The sequence below is a fragment of the Novosphingobium sp. GW821-FHT09E05 genome (assembly GCF_059416165.1).
Map to the genome: position 1 here is coordinate 187,733 of NZ_JBWKOQ010000004.1, position 15,944 is coordinate 203,676.

At 69.2% G+C, this 15,944-nt stretch carries 11 protein-coding genes; 5 read left to right on the forward strand and 6 right to left on the reverse strand.

Annotation, left to right across the window (positions count from 1 at the left end; genetic code table 11):
- Positions 1 to 160: 160 nt before the first annotated feature.
- Positions 161 to 1,492: a sigma-54-dependent transcriptional regulator gene (locus AC07M9_RS16865; RefSeq protein WP_494885272.1), complete on the reverse strand. Its 1,332-nt coding sequence runs from the start codon at positions 1,490 to 1,492 to the stop codon at positions 161 to 163.
- Positions 1,489 to 3,231 (reverse strand): sensor histidine kinase, encoded by a 1,743-nt coding sequence (locus tag AC07M9_RS16870; RefSeq protein WP_494885273.1) that lies wholly within the window; start codon positions 3,229 to 3,231, stop codon positions 1,489 to 1,491. The genes AC07M9_RS16865 and AC07M9_RS16870 overlap by 4 nt, the downstream gene beginning before the upstream one ends.
- Positions 3,232 to 3,584: 353 nt before the next feature.
- On the opposite strand from AC07M9_RS16870, the gene mqo reads away from it, so the two are divergent.
- Positions 3,585 to 5,303: a malate dehydrogenase (quinone) gene (gene mqo / locus AC07M9_RS16875; protein WP_494885275.1), complete on the forward strand. Its 1,719-nt coding sequence runs from the start codon at positions 3,585 to 3,587 to the stop codon at positions 5,301 to 5,303.
- Positions 5,304 to 5,366: 63 nt separating this feature from the next.
- Here mqo and AC07M9_RS16880 read toward each other — a convergent pair whose 3' ends face one another.
- The 3 genes from AC07M9_RS16880 to AC07M9_RS16890 all read right to left on the reverse strand — a co-directional run bounded on the left by AC07M9_RS16880 (position 5,367) and on the right by AC07M9_RS16890 (position 8,321).
- The gene (locus AC07M9_RS16880) at positions 5,367 to 6,389 is read right to left on the reverse strand and encodes a class 1 fructose-bisphosphatase (RefSeq protein WP_494885470.1); all 1,023 of its coding nucleotides are present in this window, start codon (positions 6,387 to 6,389) and stop codon (positions 5,367 to 5,369) included.
- A 70-nt stretch (positions 6,390 to 6,459) separates the two neighbouring features.
- On the reverse strand, positions 6,460 to 7,308 hold the full coding sequence (locus AC07M9_RS16885) for a shikimate 5-dehydrogenase (protein WP_494885276.1): 849 nt from the start codon (positions 7,306 to 7,308) through the stop codon (positions 6,460 to 6,462).
- Between the two features lie 5 nt (positions 7,309 to 7,313).
- Complete coding sequence (locus AC07M9_RS16890) at positions 7,314 to 8,321, reverse strand: LacI family DNA-binding transcriptional regulator (RefSeq protein ID WP_494885277.1); 1,008 nt, start codon at positions 8,319 to 8,321, stop codon at positions 7,314 to 7,316.
- A 144-nt stretch (positions 8,322 to 8,465) separates the two neighbouring features.
- Between AC07M9_RS16890 and ptsP the strand changes: the two genes are divergently transcribed.
- From ptsP to AC07M9_RS16910, 4 genes are read left to right on the forward strand one after another with little or no spacing between them, the layout of a single operon-like run.
- Positions 8,466 to 10,988 carry a phosphoenolpyruvate--protein phosphotransferase gene (gene ptsP, locus AC07M9_RS16895; RefSeq protein WP_494885278.1) on the forward strand — a complete coding sequence of 841 codons (2,523 nt, stop codon included), beginning with the start codon at positions 8,466 to 8,468 and terminating at the stop codon, positions 10,986 to 10,988.
- On the forward strand, positions 10,988 to 11,956 hold the full coding sequence (gene pfkB / locus AC07M9_RS16900) for a 1-phosphofructokinase (RefSeq protein WP_494885279.1): 969 nt from the start codon (positions 10,988 to 10,990) through the stop codon (positions 11,954 to 11,956). Before ptsP ends, pfkB begins: the two co-directional genes overlap by 1 nt.
- Positions 11,953 to 13,653 carry a PTS fructose transporter subunit IIC gene (locus tag AC07M9_RS16905; protein WP_494885280.1) on the forward strand — a complete coding sequence of 567 codons (1,701 nt, stop codon included), beginning with the start codon at positions 11,953 to 11,955 and terminating at the stop codon, positions 13,651 to 13,653. The genes pfkB and AC07M9_RS16905 overlap by 4 nt, the downstream gene beginning before the upstream one ends.
- Positions 13,654 to 13,706: 53 nt before the next feature.
- Positions 13,707 to 15,059, forward strand: a complete 1,353-nt coding sequence (locus AC07M9_RS16910; protein ID WP_494885281.1) for a carbohydrate porin — start codon at positions 13,707 to 13,709, stop codon at positions 15,057 to 15,059.
- Positions 15,060 to 15,072: 13 nt separating this feature from the next.
- On the opposite strand, the gene AC07M9_RS16915 is transcribed toward AC07M9_RS16910, so the two are convergent.
- On the reverse strand, positions 15,073 to 15,939 hold the full coding sequence (locus AC07M9_RS16915; RefSeq protein WP_494885282.1) for a Ros/MucR family transcriptional regulator: 867 nt from the start codon (positions 15,937 to 15,939) through the stop codon (positions 15,073 to 15,075).
- Positions 15,940 to 15,944: the final 5 nt, after the last annotated feature.

Sequence of the window (15,944 nt, forward strand, 5' to 3'; positions counted from 1 at the left end):
GGCGATCCTCCCGGCAATTCCGAACAGGAACAGTCTTCCTGCCCGGTAATGCCCGCCATGATAGTATCATGGCGCGAGGGATTATAATGAAAACTCCCGTTCTATTTGGCGTGGTCCATAATATTTCCAGGCTCGTGGCCCGGATCGCGCGCGCGTCCTGTCAGGTGCCGCGATCGCCCAGGCTTCGCCTGATCTCGTTGAGATCGAGGCCGTGACGGGCGACCTTGTAATAGAACGTCTTGCGCGCAAGGCCGAGGGTCGCCATCGCCTTGCTGATGTTTCCCCCGGCCGCGCGGATCGCCTCGACCATGATGCTGCGCTCGAATGCGTCCACCTGCTCGTTGAGCGGGAGCGGCGCCGCACCGGCCGAGACGCCGTCTTCCAGGCCAAGGACCACCCGCTCGGCGAAATGCGCCAGTTCCCGCACGTTACCCGGCCAGTCGTGCTCGACCAGCCTGGCCCAGGTCGTCCTGTCCAGCATGGGGACCTCGCGCCGCAGCCGTCCGGCCGCCGCTTCCAGCAGGTGCGCGAAGATCAGCGGCACGTCTTCCCGGCGCTCGCGCAGCGGCGGAATACGCAGGCGGATCGCGGCGAGGCGGTAGAGCAGGCCCGGCCGCACCTGCATTGCGCCGAGGGTCTCGCGCATGCAGGCGATCACCCGCAGATCGACGGGCTGCGGCTCGCGCGTGCCTTCCGGGTGCACCACCCGGTCCTCCATGAACTGGACGAGATTGGCCTGAAGCGCGTCGCCTGCCTGGTCCACGTCGTCGAGGAACAGTGTCCCGTCGTGCGCCTGCAGCAGCTTGCCGTCGATCGGACCATGGCCCGAGCGCATCCCCCCGTGCAGCATCCGCCCGGCGACCTCGTCGGGCACGGCGCCGCAGGCGATGGTGACGAAACGCTGGCGCGCGCGCGGGCTGCGCTTGTGGATCATGCGGGCGACGAGTTCCTTGCCCGTCCCGGTCTCGCCCTCGATCAGCACGTCGATGTCCGTCGCAGCCAGGCTCTCGATCGTCGCGCGCAGCCGCACGATCTCGGGAAAGTTGCCGATCAGCGGCGATGTCGGCTCGCTGACCATCCGGCGCAGCCGCCGGTTTTCCAGCACGAGCGCGCGCTTCTCGCTGGCCCGCCCGGCCGAGGCGACGAGACCGTCCGGGTCGAAGGGCTTGGTGAGGAAATCCCACGCCCCGGCCTTCAGCGCATCGATCGCCATCGGCACGTCGCCGTGGCCGGTGACCAGGATGACCGGAAGCTCCGCATCCATGGCGACGATCGCGCGGAACAGCTCGATCCCCGACATGTGCGGCATCCGCACGTCGCTGACCACGATCCCGCGAAATTCGGGGCCGAGCGCCTTCAGCGCCTCGCGCGGGTCGTGGAAGGCGATGACCTCGTACCCGGCGAGCACGAGGGTCTGGCGCATGGCATCGCGCAGGTCCGCGTCGTCGTCGACGAGCGCGACGCGCCGGATTTCGGGCGGTTCCTCGGTCATGCCCGGCGTAGCTCCATCTCGAAACAGGCGCCCCGTGCGCTCGGCACCAGCCGCAGGACGCCGCCGAGGTCGGCCATGATGTCGCTCGCGATGACGAGCCCGAGCCCAAGGCCGGCGGGCCGGCTGGTGGCGAAGGGGGTGAACAGCCGCTCGCGCATGTCGGGCGGGATGCCCGGGCCGTTGTCGTGCACGGACAGGATGACCACTTCGCGCTCCGTCCGCACATCGAGCGTGATCGACGGCTGCGGCGTGTCCTCCAGCGCTTCCAGCGCATTCTGGAGCAGGTTGACCAGCACCTGCTCCAGCCGCACGGCATCGGCCATGACGCGCAGGTCTTCAGGCAGGTTCGGGATCGTCAGCCGCACCCCTCCCATGCGCGAACGCAGGATCAGCAGGCTACCCTCGACCGGCTCGCCCAGCGCAATGGCCGACACGGCCCCCGCCCCCTTGCGCGAGAAGCCGCGCAGTTCGGCGGTGACCCGCCCGATCCGCTCGGTCAGCCGCTCGATCGCGGAGAGGTTCTCCATGACGGAGGCGACATCCCCGCGCGCGATCAGCTGGCGGCTGTTGGCGGCATAAGTGCGGATCGCGGCCACGGGCTGGGCGGTCTCGTGCGCTATGCCCGCGGTGATCTGCCCCAGCGATGCGAGGCGATTGGCCTGCCGCAGCCCTTCACGCAAGGCATCGGCGCGCACCTCTCCGGCGGCGCGTTCGTCCATCTCGCGGCGCAGCTCGCGCGTCCGCTCGGCGACGAGGGCTTCCAGTTCTCGGGTCCGCTCCCGCTCGAGCCGCGCGCGCTGCGCCCGCCGGATCGCGCGGTCCCGCGCGGTCCATCCAAGCCCCGCCAGAACGAGAAGCGCCAGCAGCGCGGAAATCCGCGCATTGCGGGCGGCGCGCTCCACGCCCTCGGTCGAAGTCAGCACGTTCAGCCGCCAGCCCGGCACACCCATCGGCTCCGATGTCCACAGCAGCGGCGCGCCGGGGGCACCCTCGACATGGACGATGCCCGGCGGCGCGCCCTCGATCGGAGTCGGGCGCAGGGAGCCTTCTCCGGATTGCAGTTCCGCCCGGAAGCGGTGCTGCGCTGCCTGCGACAGAGGCTGCGTGGCCGTGAAGCGCCACTCGGCGCGGCTGGTGATGAGCACGATCCCCTCGGCCCCGGTGACGAAGGTGATCTCGCCCAGCCGCGCCCATTCGCGCTCGATCCGTTCGAACTCCAGCTTGACCACGACATAGCCGCCGCCGCGCGTGCGCTGAGCGAGGTAGAGGCCCGGCCGCTCGCTGACAGTGCCCAGCGCGAACTGGGTCCCGGCCCCGCGCTCCGCCGCGCTGCGGAAGTAGTTGCGAAAGGCGTAGTTCTGCCCGACGAAGCTGGCAGGTTCTGCCGCGTTGCTGGATGCGACGGTCGTTCCCCGGGCATCCAGCAGATAGATCTGCGCCGCCCCCGTCGTCCTCGCCAGCGTTTCCAGCTTCCCGGCGACCTCCTGTAGTGCCCGCCGCGACCCGGCCAGGCCGGCGACGATGTCGCTGTCGTCCGAAAGCGTGAGCGGGAGCAGGCGGAAACGCGCGATCTCGCTTTCGAGGTATGCCTCGCGCAGCGCTGCGGCGTTCGACGCGTCCTGCGCCAGGCGGGTGCGCGCGCCGTTCGCGGCCATGGCTCCCGCGCCCCATACCGCTGCTCCGCCGAGCAAAAGCAGAGCGATGCGCAAGGCGGGAATCCAGAAGCGCGGCAGGGTCATCGCTCCCCTCTAACCGCTCGGACGCGCTGTGCCAATAGTGGCACTGGAGGGCGTCTGGCTTGTGTTGAAACCGACACGGTCTGTTTGCCCGCAGGTTCGTCGAGTTACGATCATGACATTGATATAACTATATATTATGCGATCCTGCGGGAAAATTGCATCACCGACGCGCGTGGAGATAATGCCGGCGAAACGAACGCTAACCGGCTGCGCGCGCGAAATGCACAGATGGGCCGGGCCGGAAAGACCTGAGCCATGCCTGCCTGCCCCGTCATCGGACACCCCCGTGGCGCGCGTATTTCGCGTGGCGGCCCGCGCCGCCGCCAAGCCATTCGCAAATCGGAAAAAACCCTATGAACGACCTATCCAAGCGGGAAGCGCGACCCCGTTCCCGGCGTGGCCTCAAGATCGCCGGCGGCGTGGTCCTCGCCCTGCTGCTCGCCTTCGTGGCCTTCCTCTATCGCCCTCTCTACTTCGGCCCCGGCCCGGCGGCGCAGAACGACAAGCCCGTCGACGTGGTGGTGATCGGCGGGGGGATCATGAGCGTCACTCTGGCGACCTACCTCCAGGAACTGGAGCCGGGCTGGCAGGTGCGCCTGTTCGAACGCATGGACGAGGTCGCGGGCGAAAGCTCGAACGGCTGGAACAACGCCGGCACCGGCCACTCCGGGTTCGCCGAACTGAACTACACGCCCGAAGAGAAGGACGGCTCGATCGCGACCGAAAAGGCCGTCGACATCGCCGAGCAGTTCGAAGTCTCGCGCCAGTTCTGGGCCCACGAGGTCGCTCAGGGCCGCCTGCCGAAGCCTTCCGCCTTCATCAACCCGACACCGCACATGAGCTTCGTTTGGGGTGACGCGAACATCGCCTACCTCCACAAGCGGCAACAGGCGCTGGTGCGCAACCCGCTGTTCTACGGCATGCAGTATTCGCAGGACCACGGCCAGATCGGGCGCTGGGCGCCGCTGGTGATGGAAGGCCGCAGCGCTTCGCAGAAGGTCGCGGCGACCTACATGCCGCTGGGCACCGACGTGAACTTCGGGGTCATCACCCGCGAGCTGACCCGTTCGCTCACGCGCAATCCGAACTTCCGGATGCAGCTATCCCACGAAGTGCGCGGCCTGCGCCAGAACGCCGACAGGACATGGAACGTCACCGTCCACGATCTCAAGACCGATCGGGACACCACCATCAAGTCGCGCTTCGTCTTCATCGGAGCGGGCGGCGCCTCGCTCAAGCTGCTGCAGCTTTCCGGTATCCCGGAGGCGAGCAACTATGCCGGCTTCCCCGTCGGCGGCCAGTTCCTCGCGTTCCAGTCCCCCGCAGTCACCGGCCGCCACGACGTCAAGGTCTACGGCAAGGCGGAGGCCGGCTCGCCGCCGATGTCGGTGCCCCACCTCGACGCGCGCAAGCTCGACGGACGCGACGTGACGCTGTTCGGTCCCTTCGCGCTGCAGAGCACCAAGTTCCTCAAGAACGGTTCCTGGACCGACCTGTTCGGCTCGGTCACCCACGACAACGTCGGCGGCATGGCCAAGGTCGGCGCGGAGAACCTCGACCTCGTCAAGTACCTCGCGCAGCAGGCGATGCTGTCCGACGCGGACCGGCAGGCCGAGCTGGTGAAGTACTACCCGCGGGCCCGCCGCCAGGACTGGAAGCTGGTCACCGCGGGCCAGCGCGTCCAGATCATCAAGCGCGATCCCAAGAAGGGCACCGTCCTGCAGTTCGGCACCGAGATCGTGACCGACAGGGACGGCACCATCGCCGCGCTGTTGGGCGCTTCGCCCGGCGCATCGACCTCGCCCGCGATCATGATCGAGGTGATGCGCAAGGCCTTCCCCGAGCAGATGAAGGGCGCATGGGGCACGCGCGTGCGCCAGATGATCCCTTCCTACGGCCTCAAGCTGAACGGCAGCCCGGCGCTCACCAACCGCATCCGCCGGATGACCAGCGAGCGCCTCGGACTGCCCTACATCGCGGTCCCGGAGGACCTGCGGCAGCCGGCGCCCGCCGGTTCGAAGCCGGGCGTCGATCGCGGGGCCAACCTCAACCGCGAACAGCAGGCCCTGTAACGCGAAACGCCGCCGGGCCCGGGCCCGGCGGCGTTCCTTTCGAGCGGGATGGTTGCGGCGGCCTTACTCGGCCGTCAGCAGCTGCTCGGTCTCGCGTTCGTAGGCGGCGACTTCGTCCGGGGCGCCCAGGATCACGCCGATGCGCTGGTGCAGCCCGGTCGGCTCCGCATCGAGAATGCGCGCCTCCCCGTCGATCGCCCGGCCGCCGGCCTGCTCGATGAGGAAGCTCATCGGGTTGGCTTCGTAGAGCAGGCGCAGGCGGGCCTTGCCGGCCTCGCGGTGGTCGGCGGGGTAGAGGAACACGCCGCCGCGCTTGAGGATGCGGTGGATGTCGGCCACCATCGAGGCCGTCCAGCGCATGTTGTATTCGCCCACGAACGGCCCGGTCTCACAGCCGACGCGCTCGTCGATGTAGCGGCGCACCGCGGGCGACCACTGCGCCCGGCGGGCCATGTTGATGGCGACCTCGCGCGTGCCCGTGGGGATCTGCAGCGGCCCGTCGGTCATCCGCCAGGCGCCCATCTCACGGTCGAGCGTGAATTCGTAGACGCCCGCGCCCAGCGTCAACACCAGCAGGGTCTGCGGGCCGTAGATGGCATAGCCGGCGGCGACCTGGTCGCGGCCGGGCTGGAGGAAGTCCTCCTCGGTCACGTCGCGGCCCGAGGCATTCTCCGGCGCGCGCAGCACCGAGAAGATCGTGCCCACCGACAGGTCGACGTCGATGTTGCTGGAACCGTCGATCGGATCGAACAGGAGCAGGTATTCGCCCTTGGGATAGCGGTTCGGGATGCGATGGATCGTCTCCATCTCTTCCGAGGCCATGGCCGCGAGGTGGCCGCCCCACTCGTTCGCATCGAGCAGGATCTCGTTGGCGATGACATCGAGCTTCTTCTGGACCTCGCCCTGGACGTTCTCGGAACCGAGGCTGCCCAGCACATCGCCGAGCGCGCCCTTGGAGATCGCGTGGGTGATCGTCTTGCAGGCGCGGGCGACCGTCTCGATGAGCAGCCGCAGTTCCGAGGGACAGGCGCTGTCCTCGCGCCGTTGCTGCTCGATGAGGAAGCGGGTCAGGGTGATCGGTTGCATCATGGCCTTTCGCGATGGACGCTGCGCCGACGCGCAACTCAGGTTAACCTGCGGATCGCGGCGAACGGCGTTACGCCCCCCGCAACGAATCCGCGACCTGGGGACCATGCGCGAAACTGGCCGCTTGCGCTACTGCCTCCGCGTCCGGTCGCACCCCGGTATAGAGCACGAATTGCTCGATCGCCTGCAGGACGATGACTTCCGCGCCCGATATCACGGTCTTGCCGGCCGCGCGCGCAGCGCGGACGAAGGGCGTGTCCGCAGGCTGCGCGACGACGTCGAAGGCGACCTCGCAGGCCGCGATCTGCGCGGGCGGGAAGGCGAGAGCATCGGCCTGCGGTCCCTCCATCCCCAGCGGCGTGACGTTGACCAGCAGGGGAGCGCCCTGCCCCGGCATTTCCTCCAGCCATTCAAAGCCGTATTGCGCCGCGAGCGCCGGTCCATCCTGGCGGTTGCGGGCGACGATCGTGCCCTCGCCAAAACCCAGGTCGCGCAGCGCGGCGACCACCGCCTTGGCCATGCCGCCGCTGCCGCGCAGCAGGAACGGCGTCGCCGGATCGATGCCCCGCCGCGCCACAAGGTCGCGCACGGCGACGTAATCGGTGTTGTAGCCGGTGAGCATGCCGTCGTCGTTGACGATCGTGTTCACGCTGTCGATCGCCATGGCGGATTCCTCCAGCCCGTCGAGCATCGGGATGACCGCCTCCTTGAACGGCATCGAAATCGCGCAGCCGCGAATCGCCAGCGCCCGGATGCCGCCGACGGCGGCGGCGAGGTCGGTCGTGCTGAAGGACTTGTAGACGTAGTCGAGCCCGTAATGGTCGTAGAGCCAGTTGTGCAGCCGCGATCCGGCGTTGCCGGGCCGGGCCGAGAGCGACATGCAAAGGCGCGTGTCGCGGCCGATGGTGGTGCGTTCCATGAGTGTCAGTCTCCGGTGGTTTCGGGGGCAGCGGCGCGCAGGCTCGATCCGCGGGGTATCAGGCGGCCTGCCAGCACGACCTTGCGGCCTGCGGCCTCGGGGTTTTCGAGCCGGTCGAGCAGCATCGTCATCGCGGTGCGGCCGATCTCCTCCACCGGCTGCTCGATGACGCTGAGGCCGCCGCCGACGAATTCCATCCAGTCGTTGTTGTCGAAGCCGGCGAGCGCGATGTCGCGGGGCACTTCCAGCCCGAGGTCGCGCAGCGCGCGCAGGACGTTGACGAGCATCACGCCGTTGCTCGCCACCACGGCGTCGGGCCTCTCGGCGCGGCCAAGCAACCGGGCGATGACCTGTTCCGCCGCGTCCTTTGTGTGCGGAACCGCGATCGCCTCCACCGCAAGGCCAAGGCGTGCCGCCGCCTTCGTGAACCCGTCGCGGCGCTCGGCTCCGGTAGTGCTGGCGGCGCCGAACAGGCCGGTAATCCGCCGGTGCCCCTGCGCGTGCAGGTGCTCGACGAGCAATTCGGCCATGCGCACATTGTCGAGCAGCACGCAGTCGAACTCGGCATCCGGCGCGGCGCGGTCGATCAGGACCACGGGATAGTCGAGTTCGATGCGCCCGCCTTTCGCGACCCGCTGGCGCGAAGGCGCGAGGATCACGCCGGTCACGCGCTCCTCGTGGAGCAGTTCGAGGTAAGCGGCCTCCTTGACGGGGTCCTCGTCGGTGTTGCACAGGATCACCCGCAGTCCCCGCGCCGCCGCCACGCTCTCGATCGCGCGCGAGACGGCGGTGAAGAACGGGTTGCCGATGTCGGCGACGACGAGGCCGATGGTGTTGCTGTGCTGCGAGCGCAGCCGCCGCGCAGCAAGATTCGGACGGTATCCCGTGGATTTCACCGCCGCCAGCACGCGCTCGCTCATCGCCGGATCGACCGGCCGGCCGGCCAGCACGCGCGAAACGGTGGCGGGGGAGACACCTGCCACCTGCGCGACGTCCTTGATCCCTATCGCCATATGGAAATCGTTCTCTTATCCAACCGGCCAATCCCTCTTTGATACATCATTTATGCATCAAGGATTGCGCCAATCACAACCCCTCTTGACAAATTCGCTGAGAAAACGTTTTCTGAGGTGGGAGTGAATTGGAGAGGAACGACGATGCTCGCAGACGCCTTCACCGCGTCGCATGCCACCGATCTCGTGAGGATCGACGCCAAGGCCGCCGACAAGGCCGATGCGATTCGCCAGGTCGGCCAGCTGCTGGTCGCCGCCGGCTGCGCCGCGCCCGGCTACGAGGAGAGCATGGTGCGCCGCGAGGCCGTGGCGAACACCTTCCTCGGCTCGGGCCTCGCCATCCCGCACGGGCTGGGTGAGGACAAGGGCCTCGTCCGCCGCGACGGCATCGCCATCCTCCAGCTGCGCGAAGGGGTCGACTGGAACCCGGGACAGCGCGCCCATATCGTCGTCGGCATCGCCGCGAACTCGGACAGCCATATCGGCATGCTGCGCCGCCTGACCCGGCTGATCCAGGACGAGGACCGGCTCCAGGCGCTCATCGCCACCGACGATCCGGCCGACTTCACGCGCGCCCTCGGCGAAGACGCGGCTCCTGCCCCGACCGCCGCGCCGGCCGTGGACCTCGCCCATACCGCCGTCTGGGTGGTCGACTACCCCTCGGGCCTCCACGCCCGCCCCGCATCGACCTGGGTCGAGACCGCGCGCGCCTCCGGTGTCCGCCTGCGCGTGCGCCACGGCGAGGAAAGCGCCGACCCGCGCAATCTCGTCGCCCTGCTCCAGCTCGGCCTGCGCTGCGGTGACGAGGTCACCTTCTCCGCCGACGGTACGGGCGCGGAAGCAGCGCTCGGCAGCTTCGTCGCCGCCGTCCGCCGCCTCACCGCGCGCGAGAAGGAGGACGCCGCCCGCGCCGCCGAGAAGGCCAGGGCGCCGAGCCGCAGCTGGACGCCCGGCGGCAGCCCCCGGATGATCGCCGGCGTCGCCGCCAGCCCGGGCCTTGCGATCGGCCGCGTGCATGTTCTCAGCGCGGCGGAACTGGTGGTGCCCAACGTGCCGGTGGACCTTGCGACGGGGGGCGAGCAGCTCAACGGCGCGCTGGTGCGCACCCGCGCGCAGATGACGGCGCTGATCGACGACACCACCCGCCGCCTCGGCGCATCGGAAGCCGCGATCTTCAAGGCGCAGTCCGAACTCCTCGAGGACACCGACCTCATCACCCTCACCTGCCAGCTCATGGTCGAGGGTCACGGCGTCGCCTGGTCGTGGCATCAGGCCGTGGAGCGCATCGCCGGCAAGCTCTCGGCGCTCGGGAACCCCGTGCTCGCCGCGCGCGCCGCCGACCTCGAGGACGTGGGCCGCCGCGTGCTGGCCCAGATCGACCCGAGCCTCGTCACCGGCACCCTCGCCGACCTGCCAGACGAGCCCTGCATCCTCGTCGCCGCCGACCTGTCGCCCTCCGACACCGCGACGCTAGACATCGCGAAAGTCGCCGGCATCGCCACTTCGCTCGGCGGGCCGACCTCGCACAGCGCGATCCTTGCCCGTACATTGGGCCTGCCTTCCGTCGTCGCAGGCGGCGCGGAGCTTCTCGCGACCGCTGCAGGGACCGTCGCCGTGGTCGATGGCGATGGCGGCAAGGTCTGGATTTCGCCTTCCGAGGACGATCTCATCTCCGCGCGCGCCTGGATCGCCGACCTCGCCGCCCGCCGCGCCGCCGAGGAGCAGGAGCGCGGCCAGCCCGCCGTCACCCGCGACGGCCACCGGGTCGAGATCGCCGCCAACGTCAACCGCGCCGACCAGGTCGCCTTCGCGCTCGCGCAGGGCGGCGAGGGGGTGGGCCTGATGCGCACCGAATTTCTCTTTCTCGAAAGCGGCGACAGCCCCGGCGAGGACGAGCAGCTTGCCGTCTACCGCGCGATGATCGAGGCGCTGGGCGCCGATGCGCAAGGCCGCCCGCTGATCGTGCGCGCGCTCGACATCGGCGGCGACAAGCAGGTGCCCCACCTAGACTTGCCCCGCGAGGAGAACCCCTTCCTCGGCGTGCGCGGCGCGCGCCTGCTGCTGCGCCGTCCCGACCTGCTGGAGCCGCAGCTGCGCGCGCTCTACCGCGCGGCGAAGCTTGGCGGCGATCTCTCGATCATGTTCCCGATGATCACCTCGGCCCACGAACTCATCGCGCTGCGTCAGCGCTGCGAGGCGATCCGGGCGGAGCTGGACGCGCCGCAGGTGCCGATCGGCATCATGATCGAGGTTCCGGCGGCGGCGGTACAGGCCGCCTCGCTCGCCGCCCATGCCGACTTCTTCTCGATCGGCACCAACGACCTCACCCAGTACACCCTGGCGATCGACCGCCAGAACCCTGAACTCGCAGGCGAGGCGGACAGCCTGCACCCCGCCGTCCTGCGCATGATCGCGATGACCGTGGAAGGCGCGAAGGCGCATGGTCGCTGGGTGGGCGTGTGCGGCGGCATCGCCGGCGATCCCTTCGGCGCGGCGCTGCTGGTCGGGCTGGGCGTCAGCGAACTGTCGATGACCCCGCGCGACATCCCGGCGGTCAAGGCGCGCCTGCGCGCATCCGATCGCGGCGAACTCACCGCACTCGCAGAGCGTGCGCTGGCCGCCGAAGGCGCGGCGCAGGTCCGGGCACTCGACGGGGAGGCGATCTGATGCGCACCCTTACCGTCACCTTCAACCCCGCGATTGACCAGACCGTCACGCTGGACCGGCTCGTGCCCGGAGAAGTCCACCGTGCCCATGCGGTGCGGCAGAACGCCGGCGGCAAGGGCGTCAACGTCGCCAGCTGCCTGGCCGACTGGGGCGTGTCCGTCTCCGCCTATGGCCTGCTTGGCAGCGACAATGCGGCGCCGTTCGATGCGCTGTTCGCCGCCAAGGGCATCGAGGACCGCTTCATCCGCACTGCCGGAGCCACGCGGGTGAACCTCAAGCTGGTCGACCCGGCCGGCACCACCGATATCAATCTGGATGGCCTCGCAGTCGATGCCGGTCGCGCCGAAATGGTCGCCGCCACCATCTGCGATGCGGCACGCGAGGGTGACCTCGTCGTGCTGGCGGGCAGTCTTCCTCCGGGCTGCCCGCCCGATATGTATGCCGCCCTGACCGAGCGCCTGCGCGGCACCGGCTGCCGCGTGATCCTCGACACCAGCGGACTGCCGCTCAAATGCGCGCTGGAGGCGGGGATCCCGCCCCACGTCGTCAAGCCCAACCGCGACGAACTCGCCCAGATGCTGGGCCGCGATCTGCCCGACCTTCCCGCGATGGTCGAGGCCGCTGCGACCCTGCGCCAGAGCGGCGTCGCATTGGTCGTGGTCTCGATGGGCGAGCACGGCGCGCTGTTCGTCTCGGACGAGGGCGCGCTCAGCGCCCGCCTCGCTGTCGGCGACCTCGCCAGCACCGTCGGCGCCGGTGACGCGATGGTCGCCGGGATCGCCGCCGCCGTGCTGGAAGGCGCGTCGCTCGAACGCACCGCGCGGCTCGCCACGGCTTTCGCGGTGGCCAAACTCGGGATGATCGGGCCCAACCTTCCGGCGCTCGCGAGCGTGCATGCGCTGGCCGATGAAGTGACGGTGACCCCCGTGAAAATGACCGCGACGACAGCGGCAGGAGAGGCGAAATGAAGACGATCTTTGCCGTCGTCGAGGCAGGGGCCTCGGCCGTGCAGGGCGTGCTGGCGGGCGAGGCCCTGCGCCGCGCCGCCCGCAGCGAAGGGCGCATGATCGAAGTCGAGGTCCGCACCGGGCAGGGCGTGCTCAATCCGCTCGGCGACGACCTGCCGGGCGCGAACGGCCTGCTGCTGCTTGTCGGCGAAGGGGCGTCGGATGACGCCCTCGCGCGCCGGGCCGACCGCCGCGTGACGCTCGAAGCCGTGCTCGCCGATCCTGCCGCCGCATTGGTGTTCGAGGACGCTGGCGCTTCGGACGCGGCCACGCAGACCCCGCGCATCGTCGCGATCACATCCTGCCCGACCGGCATCGCCCATACCTTCATGGCGGCTGAGGGATTGACGGAGGGCGCACGGCAGCTCGGCTACCCGATCCGTGTCGAGACGCAGGGTTCGGTCGGTGCGGGTACGCCGCTGACCGCCGCTGAAATCGCCGAGGCTGACGTCGTCCTCATCGCCGCCGACCGCGAGGTCGACCGCGCGCGCTTCGCCGGAAAGCGGGTGTTTGCCTCGAGCACCAAGCCCGCGATCTCGGGCGGCGCGAAGTTGATTGAGCGCGCCCTGGCAGAGGCCAGGCCGCAGGGCGGGGAGACCGAGACCAGCGACGGGGCTCCGGCCTCCGGACAGGAGCGCGCGGGGCCGTACAAGCACCTCATGACCGGCGTTTCGTTCATGCTGCCCTTCGTGGTCGCGGGCGGCCTGCTCATCGCCATCGCCTTCGCGCTCGGCGGGATCGGCGCGAATACCGACGCCGCGAAGGGCACGCTGGCGCACACGCTGTTCCAGGTGGGCGCGCAGGGCGCCTTCGCGCTGATCGTGCCTGCGCTGGCGGGCTACATCGCCTTCTCGATCGCCGACCGGCCGGGCATCGCGCCGGGCATGGTGGGCGGCATGATGGCCGCGCAGCTGGGCGCGGGCTTCCTCGGCGGCATCGCGGCGGGCTTCATCGCCGGCTACGGGGTCGAGGGGCTCAACCGCCTGATCCGTCTGCCCAAGAACCTCCAGGGGCTCAAGCCCGTGCTGATCCTGCCGCTGCTGGGCACGCTGCTGACGGGCCTGCTGATGGTCTATGCGGTCGGCACGCCGGTGGCCGCCGCCCTCGCCTTCCTGACCGAGTGGCTGCGCTCGATGCAGGGCTCGAGCGCGCTGCTGCTCGGCGTGATCCTGGGCGCGATGTCGGCCTTCGACATGGGCGGGCCGGTCAACAAGGCGGGCTATGCCTTCTCGGTGGGCCTCATCGCCAGCAACGTCTGCACGCCGATGGCCGCGACCATGGCAGCCGGAATGACGCCGCCGCTCGCCGTCGCGCTCGCCACGCGCCTGTTCCGCGACCGCTTCACCGCCGAGGAACGCGAGGCGGGAGGCGCTGCGGCGGTGCTGGGCCTGGCCTTCATCACCGAAGGCGCGATCCCCTTCGCCGCGCGCGATCCTTTGCGGGTCATCCCCTCGCTGATGGCCGGTTCGGCGACGGCGGGGGCGATCTCGATGGCCTCGGGCGTCGAATTGAAGGTGCCGCATGGCGGGATCTTCGTGCTGCCGATCCCCGGCGCGGTGACGCATCTGGCCGCTTACGGCGCCGCGATCGTGGCGGGAACGCTGGTGAGCGCCGTGCTCGTGGGCCTGCTCAAGCGCAGGCCGGTGGTGCAGCCCTAACCCGCTGCTAACCCCGCCTTAACGACACCTTAGAACACCCGAGAGGATCGCACATGCCGGCCCTGCCGCTCAACGCCGCCTGCCGCGCGGGCGTCGCCGCCCTCGCCTTGTCCATCGCCGCCGCGCCTCAAGTCCGGGCGCAGTCGGCCGACGAGACCATCGACATCGCCGCCGGACCCGCGGAAACCCGGTCGTTTCAGCCCCTTTCCGACGAGGGCATCACCCTCTCGCTCAGCTACACCGGCGAGGCGGCGGGCAACGTCAGCGGCGGGCTGCGACGCGATGCGGCCTATGCCGGGCAGGTCTACGTCGGCGCCGACTTCGACATGAACCAGATCGCCGGGATCGGCGGCGGCGCGCTGCATATCGCGGTGACGAACCGGCACGGGGAAAGCCTTTCGGCGCTGGCGATCGGCAACAATACCTCGGTGCAGGAGATCTGGGGCACCCAGAACACCCACCTCGCCATCCTGACCTGGGAGCAGCACCTGCTGAACGACCGCCTCGTGATTGAGGCTGGGCGCAGCCAGGCGAACATCCACTTCCTCAATTCGCCGCTCTATTGCCAGTTCCAGGGCAATTCCGGCTGCGGAAACCCGACTTTCGTGTTCAAGAACAGCAACTTCACCTACTTCCCGGCTTCGAGCTGGATGGCCCACGCCAAGGCGCGGCTGACCGAGCACGTCTACGCCCACGTCGGTGCCTACGAGGTGAACCCCGACCGCAAGCGTGCGAGCGACCACGGCACTGCCTTCGGCACCGCCAACGCGACCGGCGTGATCGTCCCCTGGGAACTGAGTTACGAAACCGGCGAACAAGCCCGCCTTCCCGCTCGATACATCCTAGGGGGATGGGTGGACAAGGGCGACTACGACGATCCCCTGCGCGACGATGCGGGCGGTATCGCCATCGTCTCGGGCCGCCCGGCGCAGGTCCACAACGGCCGCTCGGGTCTCTATTTCCGGTTCGAGCAGCAACTTACCCGCCCCGACCCCCAATCGAAGCGCGGCCTCAGCGTCTACGGCGTTGCCATGACCAACCTGTCCGGCCATGTCGAGGAAAGCCGCTTCTGGGACCTCGGCCTTGTTCAGACCGGGACTTTCGCCGGCCGCGACGAGGACAGCGTGGGCTTCATGGTCAGCGACCAGCGGTTCAGCGACCTTGCCATGCAGCGGATGCGCGCCGCCGATCTCTCGGTGGGCGGGAGCGGCAGAATCTCGCGCCATCAGGTGATGATGGAGCTGTCCTACAGCGCGCAGATCGGGCCGGCGATCCGGCTCTCGCCCAACGTCCAGTACATCCTCAACCCCGACCGCACCGGCGCGCCGTTCCGGGGCCGCCCGACCGGCGACGCGCTGATCCTCGGAGCCAAGTTCACGGTGGACGCGCTGAAGCTGGGCCTTTGAGCCGCCCTGCGCCTCAGTTGCCGCCAGCAGCGTCGTTCTTGGGCGTCCGCGCCATCCGCCTGCCGCGCCCAAGCCGGGTCGGCCGCGCCGCCGGACTTGCGTCATCTCGAGCCGCCGGCGCGGGCGCCGCGTCAAGGGATGATGCCTCGCCAGTCTTGAACAGAGCCAGCTTGCCACGGCGCTTGGGTACGGTTGCTTCCGAAGCGGGCGGGGCGCTCTGGTCGTCGCCCTTGGGCGCGGACCTGGCGCGCGGCGTTTTCTTCGCCGGTTTTTCGGCAAGAACCGGGCTTTCATCCGGGCGGGCTTCGGTCACTTTCCTGGGGCGGGATGTCTTCGGCGCGATTACGGATACACTGGGCGATTTTTCCTTGGCCGCGCCCTTGCCGCGGCGCTTTGGCAGAGCAGCGGTATCCGGCGCCGACCGCGCGGGAGCGGGTGCATCCGTCTCCGGAGTCACGGATGCGGCTGCAACGGACTTCCGGCTGCCAAGCCCGATCTTCGCCGCAATCTCGCGCCGCCTGGCCGCGAATGTCGGAGCGACCATCGGATAACTCGGCGGCAGACTGTACCGCTCCCGGTAGCTTGCCGGTGTCAGACCGTTGGCGGCCAGATGGCGTTTGAGCGCCTTGTAAGGCCTGCCGTCGATCAGGCTGAGGATATGGTCCGGCGAGGCCAGACTTTTGCGCGCCGACACAGCCGGAACATAAGAAGGGACTTCCGCTTTGGGTTCGGTCCCCGCAACTTCTTCGACAAGCGCGGCGCGTGTCGAACGAATGAGCCCGGCCAACTCGTCCGACGCCACCGTGTTGTTGGCAAGATAGGCACTGAGCAACTGAACGGTCAATGCGACGACATCGGACGTATTCTCGTTTTCAGCCATGGATT

Excerpts from the sequence above, each read along its gene's own strand:
- AC07M9_RS16865 (WP_494885272.1), bottom strand. The coding sequence starts at position 1,492 with ATGACCGAGGAACCGCCCGAAATCCGGCGCGTCGCGCTCGTCGACGAC.
- AC07M9_RS16870 (WP_494885273.1), bottom strand. The coding sequence starts at position 3,231 with ATGACCCTGCCGCGCTTCTGGATTCCCGCCTTGCGCATCGCTCTGCTT.
- mqo (WP_494885275.1), top strand. The coding sequence starts at position 3,585 with ATGAACGACCTATCCAAGCGGGAAGCGCGACCCCGTTCCCGGCGTGGC.
- AC07M9_RS16880 (WP_494885470.1), bottom strand. The coding sequence starts at position 6,389 with ATGCAACCGATCACCCTGACCCGCTTCCTCATCGAGCAGCAACGGCGC.
- AC07M9_RS16885 (WP_494885276.1), bottom strand. The coding sequence starts at position 7,308 with ATGGAACGCACCACCATCGGCCGCGACACGCGCCTTTGCATGTCGCTC.
- AC07M9_RS16890 (WP_494885277.1), bottom strand. The coding sequence starts at position 8,321 with ATGGCGATAGGGATCAAGGACGTCGCGCAGGTGGCAGGTGTCTCCCCC.
- ptsP (WP_494885278.1), top strand. The coding sequence starts at position 8,466 with ATGCTCGCAGACGCCTTCACCGCGTCGCATGCCACCGATCTCGTGAGG.
- pfkB (WP_494885279.1), top strand. The coding sequence starts at position 10,988 with ATGCGCACCCTTACCGTCACCTTCAACCCCGCGATTGACCAGACCGTC.
- AC07M9_RS16905 (WP_494885280.1), top strand. The coding sequence starts at position 11,953 with ATGAAGACGATCTTTGCCGTCGTCGAGGCAGGGGCCTCGGCCGTGCAG.
- AC07M9_RS16910 (WP_494885281.1), top strand. The coding sequence starts at position 13,707 with ATGCCGGCCCTGCCGCTCAACGCCGCCTGCCGCGCGGGCGTCGCCGCC.
- AC07M9_RS16915 (WP_494885282.1), bottom strand. The coding sequence starts at position 15,939 with ATGGCTGAAAACGAGAATACGTCCGATGTCGTCGCATTGACCGTTCAG.